The organism is Ruegeria sp. AD9, from assembly GCF_056542305.1.
On sequence record NZ_JBQFZP010000027.1, the window covers coordinates 22546 to 29041 of the forward strand.

7 protein-coding genes are annotated in these 6496 nt (G+C 49.8%); 6 read left to right on the forward strand and 1 reads right to left on the reverse strand.

All coding sequences use genetic code 11. The features are described 5' to 3' along the window. Together ACR0AM_RS20535 and ACR0AM_RS20540 are read left to right on the forward strand one after the other, a co-directional pair. The gene (locus ACR0AM_RS20535; RefSeq protein WP_480623881.1) at positions 1-342 is read left to right on the forward strand and encodes an Hpt domain-containing protein; all 342 of its coding nucleotides are present in this window, start codon (positions 1-3) and stop codon (positions 340-342) included. Then, positions 335-1360 carry an adenylate/guanylate cyclase domain-containing protein gene (locus ACR0AM_RS20540; protein WP_170566137.1) on the forward strand — a complete coding sequence of 342 codons (1026 nt, stop codon included), beginning with the start codon at positions 335-337 and terminating at the stop codon, positions 1358-1360. Before ACR0AM_RS20535 ends, ACR0AM_RS20540 begins: the two co-directional genes overlap by 8 nt. Before the next feature lie 187 nt (positions 1361-1547). Here the strand turns inward: ACR0AM_RS20540 and ACR0AM_RS20545 are convergent, their stop codons facing one another. After that, positions 1548-2372 carry a hypothetical protein gene (locus ACR0AM_RS20545; RefSeq protein ID WP_170408651.1) on the reverse strand — a complete coding sequence of 275 codons (825 nt, stop codon included), beginning with the start codon at positions 2370-2372 and terminating at the stop codon, positions 1548-1550. Between the two features lie 121 nt (positions 2373-2493). On the opposite strand from ACR0AM_RS20545, the gene ACR0AM_RS20550 reads away from it, so the two are divergent. The 4 genes from ACR0AM_RS20550 to ACR0AM_RS20565 are packed head-to-tail and all read left to right on the forward strand — an operon-like array spanning position 2494 to position 6472. After that, positions 2494-3147, forward strand: a complete 654-nt coding sequence (locus ACR0AM_RS20550) for a hypothetical protein (protein WP_480535293.1) — start codon at positions 2494-2496, stop codon at positions 3145-3147. Further along, positions 3144-5096 carry a Mu transposase C-terminal domain-containing protein gene (locus tag ACR0AM_RS20555; protein ID WP_170408649.1) on the forward strand — a complete coding sequence of 651 codons (1953 nt, stop codon included), beginning with the start codon at positions 3144-3146 and terminating at the stop codon, positions 5094-5096. The genes ACR0AM_RS20550 and ACR0AM_RS20555 overlap by 4 nt, the downstream gene beginning before the upstream one ends. Then, a complete protein-coding gene (locus ACR0AM_RS20560) occupies positions 5077-6057 on the forward strand; it encodes a TniB family NTP-binding protein (RefSeq protein WP_480535291.1) in 981 nt (326 codons plus the stop codon). Before ACR0AM_RS20555 ends, ACR0AM_RS20560 begins: the two co-directional genes overlap by 20 nt. After that, the gene (locus ACR0AM_RS20565) at positions 6029-6472 is read left to right on the forward strand and encodes a TniQ family protein (protein ID WP_480623882.1); all 444 of its coding nucleotides are present in this window, start codon (positions 6029-6031) and stop codon (positions 6470-6472) included. Before ACR0AM_RS20560 ends, ACR0AM_RS20565 begins: the two co-directional genes overlap by 29 nt. Positions 6473-6496: the final 24 nt, after the last annotated feature.

The following is a 6496-nucleotide window of genomic DNA, read 5'->3' on the forward strand; positions in this document are numbered from 1 at the left end:
ATGACAGACAGCCCAATTGATCATGAAATCTTCATGGAACTAATAGACGCCACAGGCGAAGATTTTGCAGCCGAACTTGTAAACACCTTTCTCGACGAAGCGCCAAGTATGATTGGCGAATTGAAAACGGCGGCGGGCGAGGCCGATGTAGACCGATACCGCCGTGCTGCACATTCTATCAAGTCGAATGCCAACACATTTGGTGCGACGGCTCTTGCCGAACTGGCCAGGAAAGTCGAGCTGGGAGAACTGCCCGAGGCCGGAGACCTAACAGATGCGACGGCGTTGGAGACAGCCCTAACCACTGCCGCCGCCGCGTTGCGGAGCCTGATTGATGTCTGACGCCCCCGGCCATTTGCTCATCGTCGATGACAACAAGGTGAACCGCTTGCTTTTGTCGCGCAGCGTAGAGCTCTTGGGTCATCAAGCATCGGTCGCGGAAAACGGCCGGGTTGCGATGGAGATGTTGTCTAACCAGCCGTTTGACTTGCTGCTACTGGATATTGAAATGCCAGAAATGGACGGCTTCCAAGTTCTGGAGGCCGTCAAATCGGACATTGATCTGCGCGATCTGCCAGTAATAGTGACGTCATCTGTTGAGGGTCTCGACAACGTAGTGCGCTGCATTGAATTGGGTGCCGAAGACTACCTGCCAAAGCCTGTTAATAAGACACTACTTAGTGCGCGTGTCTCCAGCTGCCTTGAAAAGAAAAGGCTCAGGGACGAACAGAAGCGCCTGCTAGAGCGCTTTGCTACAACTGAGGTTGCACAAGACTTACAAGAGTCCGGTTTTGCCATAGGCGGCAAGCGCGCCAATGCTTCGGTCCTGTTCTGCGACATTCGCGGCTTCACGACCTTGTCTGAAAATCTCGCTCCCGAGGAAACAATTGATCTGCTCAACACTTTTTACACGTTGATGTTCGAGGCTGTTACTAGCAATGGCGGAATTGTCAGCCTGATGCTGGGAGACGGTTTGATGGCTCTGTTCGGAGTTCCGCAGCCGCTGTCCAACTCCGCTCAAAGTGCGGTGGCGGCAGGGCATGAAATGCACAACATGATTGAGATATTAAATCTCGAAAGGCGCTCAGAAGGGAAAAGTGACCTAAAAATCGGCATCGGAATAGCGACTGGCGAAGTCGTCGCCGGCTATGCCGGTACGGACAATCGAGCGACGTATACTTGCATAGGATCGACCGTAAACCTTGCTGCTCGCCTCGAGGCAGAAACGCAGAAAACCGGAAGCCGTATATTGATTGATCAAGAAACCTTCGATCTGTTGGAAGGGGCAAATGTGTTGGAGACATTTGGTAGAACAATGATCAAGGGTTTCTCCGATCCGTTCGATATCCATGCGCTATGACCATTCATGCAACCTGGCAAGCGCAACTACATCGGGTGTAGTTGCGCTTGTGGCTTTGCTTTTAGCCTGATGATTTTCATATGTGGCTCAGTGATTGGAGACTAGATATTGTCAGACTTTGCAAAGTCAGCTTTCTGCGCATTGCAGACCTTCGCGCACGGCATAACACCCAACATTAGAGAGTGCATCATCCCAGAACTTTTAGATCTTTTGGTGCGAGCCGACTTTTCTCCGGCAATGTCCCAAATTTAATTCCTTCGATTTCGAGTTTGTCTCGTATCGCTACAAGTTCACCCAGTTTGTACTCAGATTGCTCAGGAACAACGTATAGTACTTGAGGAACCTTTCTCAAAAGAAGTGCTGCTCTTGCCAGTTGGTCAATCAAGTAGCCAGGATCAATTCTATTCCTCGGGCCTTTGATCTCAATCGCCGCAAAAGGCTCCGAGCCTTTGTATACGATTAAGTCTGTGGCAAGAGGCTCGAACGTTCTGCCTTCTCGAACAGTCAAATTTTCCACATTGAAGATGTCACTAGTGTTCTGTTTGAAAAGCATTTTTGCGTTTACTTCGAAGTCTCGGGCTCTTCGCTGGCCGCCAAAACCACCTCTAGCAATCACGACCGCAGGCTTCTCCGCCAATCGAACTTCATCAAGAATAGACTTAGTTTCCGCCTGAGATAACTCCCCTGAAAGAACGGCATCAGCTATCTCTTTGGATTTCCTAGGGTCATACCGATCTATCCTTGAAAGCAAAATAACTTGCATCATGGCCAGCCAGTCGGGCTTTGATTCAAAAAGATCTGGTCGGTTCTGTTCTAACCATTTCGCCGCGGACATCGGATTGCGAAGGCTTGCAGGCTTTGTGCCTCTAATAGCGGCAACGCTTTGGAGTGCATCGTCCGGAAACGCGTACCCGCAGGCTTGGCTGTCTTGGACAACGCGATTCAGCCACGCTCCGAGGGCAATCCAGTTTTCAGTTTTGGCCAAATCTTGAAATTCGTCTTCAGTCATCATCGGTCGCAATCATTTTATTCGCATCGAGCCCATTGCCAATGCGAATGGATGCATGTATAGAGCCCGTATGAGGATAGATCGACACGCACCCCCGACGGCCCGACGCGTTCACAAGCGCGGAATGAAAAAACGCGCTGGCAAAATGTCTGGCGTCAAGTTCCCAGGCGTCATTCAGCTCGAAAGCCAAATGGAAGCAGCACTGGTTCGTTGCATGCAGGTCGACCCTCGTGTGGTCTCGCTTAAGCCACAGCCTTGCACAATCGACATGGGAACCGGAAGAGCATTTGCAAACAAAGAAGCGGCGCTAGTGGCTTATGAAGGGCGTCGGTACAGGCCTAAGCTTTATACACCAGACCTAGAAGTTAAACTTGTCGACGGCCGTTTGTTCTACTTGGACGCCAAACACAGCGCTCACATAGATAAGAAACCTGAGTACCTGGACTATCCTTCACTTCTTGCCGAAGTCGGAATCTCGCTTGTCATTGTAACTGAGTCCTTATTGCAGGGGCCGATTGATCGAAATGCTTGGCTGCTATTGCAAGGACAAGCCGAAGAGACCGCCCCTAAACTTGCAAGCAAAATAGCGTGTCTCAAACAGCAACGTGTGACGTTCAAAGAACTAAGAGAGAATATTGGCATCCCCCAAGCGAAGATTCTTCGCCTTATTCTTGATGGCTATCTGGTGTTCGATTTTTCATGTGAAGCTCTTGGGCCATCCACGAACCTGAAGACTGCAAACCGCGACCGAAGACATCTGGAGGTAATCGAATTTTGAAGCAAATTGTCAAAAGGCGGCACCAGAGAACCATTAAATATAGGGGAGAAACCTATGCTGTCGATGGAGCGATAGCTGGGCGGGATGCATATCAGATATCGAACTCCCAAGTTGATCCTTTTGAGATATCTGGACAAGAATATCGAGACCATGTGCACGATGGGCTAGTGAAGGAAGAAGGCTTCGACAAACGTCCTCGTAATGTAACCGCTAAAGATGCACGTGAAGCTCAGCTCAGACTACGCATTGTGGAAAATGCACTAAAGCTTGGGGAGGAAGGCGTTCATTGGGCAAAACGCATACCGATACTTCAACGCGAGTTCGCCGAAGAACCCACCTTCAAAATCAAGGGTAACCGTTTTCCGAGGCAATCGACTGTTCAGAATTGGGTCAAATTGTATCGGCGCGGCGGGCCGGACGCGCTTTTGCCCAAGCACAGCAATTCAGGAAATCGTATGCCAAGGTTTGACAGCGTTTTCCACGAGATAGTGCTCGATCTATTGGAAATGCAATATACGTCGTCGGACAGACAAAATCTAACAAGTCTGTCTAGCGACGCTTATAATCAATACCAGTTGGTTTGCCATGAGAATGGCATAAAACCTGGGTGCTGCGGACGCAAGGCAGTCGAAGCGATTGTGCACACAATCCCTCATTTTGACGTTCTAAAGTGGCAACTGGGCAGTAACGAGGCGCGCCAACACATGCGAATTGCCCAAAAATACTATGATATAACAGCACCTTATGATCAAATAGAATTGGACTGCACAAAAGCTGACATAATGCTGGTTGATGATAGCGGGGAGGTAATAGGTCGGCCGTGGATTTGTGCAGCGATTGACTGTGCTACTAGTTGGATTGTCGCATTTCAGGTCTTCCTACCAGATCCATCATCAGAACATGTGGCCAAAGCTCTAAAGGAGATGATTAGCTACCCAGAGGAAGACTTTTTCGAACAGCACGAAATTGTAAACAGGAAAAAAATCGCCGCACTGCCGAAAGTGGTTGTAATGGATCAGGGTTCAGAGAACGTGGGCGAACCCATCGATGCTTTTATCGAAGTTGCTGGTGTCCATGGCCATTGGGCGCAACCTCGAAAACCCCAGGAAAAGCCGTTTATCGAAAACTTGTTCGGGGCAGTTCGAAGCAAAGTCAGCCAGCTTCCGGGTGCGACTAAGTCAAAGGCATATCCCGACCGGGATCGAACCAAAAAAGCAATGGATGAAGCCCGTCTGACGCTAAGAGTGTTCAATTCAATAATGCAACGCTGGCGCTACGACGAATATGGAAGAACTCCGAGGAGAAAAGTCCAAGACATCTTTAAACGGGGTGAAACACCTAGCGCCGCTTGGGACAGATTGGCAGATGAACACATAGTGCCAGAACCCCCGTCTTTGGACGAGCATCACGCAGCGCTGATGATCCAATCCGAATCTCGAACTCTGTGGCACTACGGTATCGAATTCGAGAGTATGCAATACAACTCTGAAGACTTGGCAAGGCTGTACCGACGACTAGGCCCGCGCCAGCGTGTTGAAATACGCTATGCTCCACTTGATGCTAGGGAAATTTTGGTCGTGGATCCGCATACAGGCGAGTTGGTGCGCGCGTCCAACAAAGCAAAAGACTTGGCAGCACTTTCTTATCGTGAGCTAAGAGAATGCCGGTCACCCAAGGCGAAACACAACGGACCAATCAAAACGGCTTTGGAGATCCACAAAGATATCCAAGCGCGCAGGACGTATAAGCAGGGCAAAAAAACTAAACTGCAAAGGAACCGCTCTGCGGAAATCGACAAGTTGCGGGCCGCTGATATGCAGAACAGAAGTTTGAAAGAACCACAACTAATTGACCAAATACGGTCAGAGGTTGGTCACAACAAGCTCGCAGTTACGAGATCAAAGAACTTGCCAAGGGTCGAAAGAAAAGATGCTGGACCAAACAACTAGTAGAGCTCTGCAAGGTGCATTCATCCGACATAGCCGCCACGAATGGGCTGTCTCGGAGATAAAACGTCTTTTGAATATTGCAGCAACCGAGGGTGGACGGATCATACCAATCTTGGGGCCGACGAGATGTGGAAAGACAGAACTGACAAAGGACTTGAAGGCACAAGTTGAAAATGACCGCCACGGCCCAAGTGCTATTCTGGTATCTTCAGATGTCATTCTGGGCCGACTTGCGCCACGGCCTTCCGAGCGGGATTATTACGGTTCCTGCTTGCGAAGCATGGGCTTTGATTTCGTAGAACGAGAGCGACCTGCCCAAATTCGAGAACGTCTCTTTCGGCTCGTAGCTGAGCACGGCATTCAAACAATCATTATCGACGAAGTGAACCATTGCGCCGAAACTCTGACTAGGCACTCGCGTCGACAAGCCGCTGATCACTTCAAGACTATTGTTGATGAAACCTCAGTCACTCTGATTTTAGCTGGGTTGCCAATGTTCGAAGCGGTTATGGACAGCAACGAGCAGTTTGCGGGACGCTGTTTGAACACCATTCGAATGAACCCCTATTGGTGGAGCGTTGAGGCTGATCGTATCGCGTTCTGCGATGCAATCTTTGCTGCCTTCTATTGTCTTGAGGAGTCCGGCATCCTTTTGGAATTTGACCAAGACGATATGGTACGGCGATTGTACGGTGTTTCCGGCGGACGTGTGCCAGTGGCGTTGGAAGTGCTGCGCGCGCCCCTGGCATTGGGTGCCCAAAATTCAAAATACAGCACCAAAACGATTGCCAGGGCAGCGACGGATTCAGGCCTGGAGCGAGATCCGTATCAGTCGTTTTTTCAAGAAGAACCACCATCGGATACTGAGCTGATCAGGTCATACATCAGAGTCATGGCAGATGCTGGTCTCGAAGTAGAGCCTATGACGTCGCATGAGCTTGCGATTATGCGAGGTGTATGAGGTGCCGGGTTTGTTTGCAGTACCACCATTGAAAGGCGAGAGCCTTATCGGATACTTGCGTCGTCTAGCCCATGTAAATGGATACAGAGATGTCTCTGAATTTTTGACACGGTTCCGGCGGAAGTATGGGCGAATTCTAGTCGAGAACATCGAGCACTTTGAGCAAGAGATGGGCTTAGAGAAAGGTTTGTTGGTTGCTATCTCCCCTTCTGCCAAACCTGAGTCACCCAGCTTAAACTGGCGTTTCGAGCGGCATCATAGCGATCCGATTTGCCCTTCATGTCTTGCCGATGGCTTCCCCTTTCAACAAACTTGGCGTCATTACTTGGTGACAGCCTGTCACCATCACTGTCCGTCATCGAATGATTTGGAACACGAGCGTTTGATTGGCTTAGGAGGATCAGGCTCGCCGTAGTTTCAATCTACGCCGCGTTCTGAT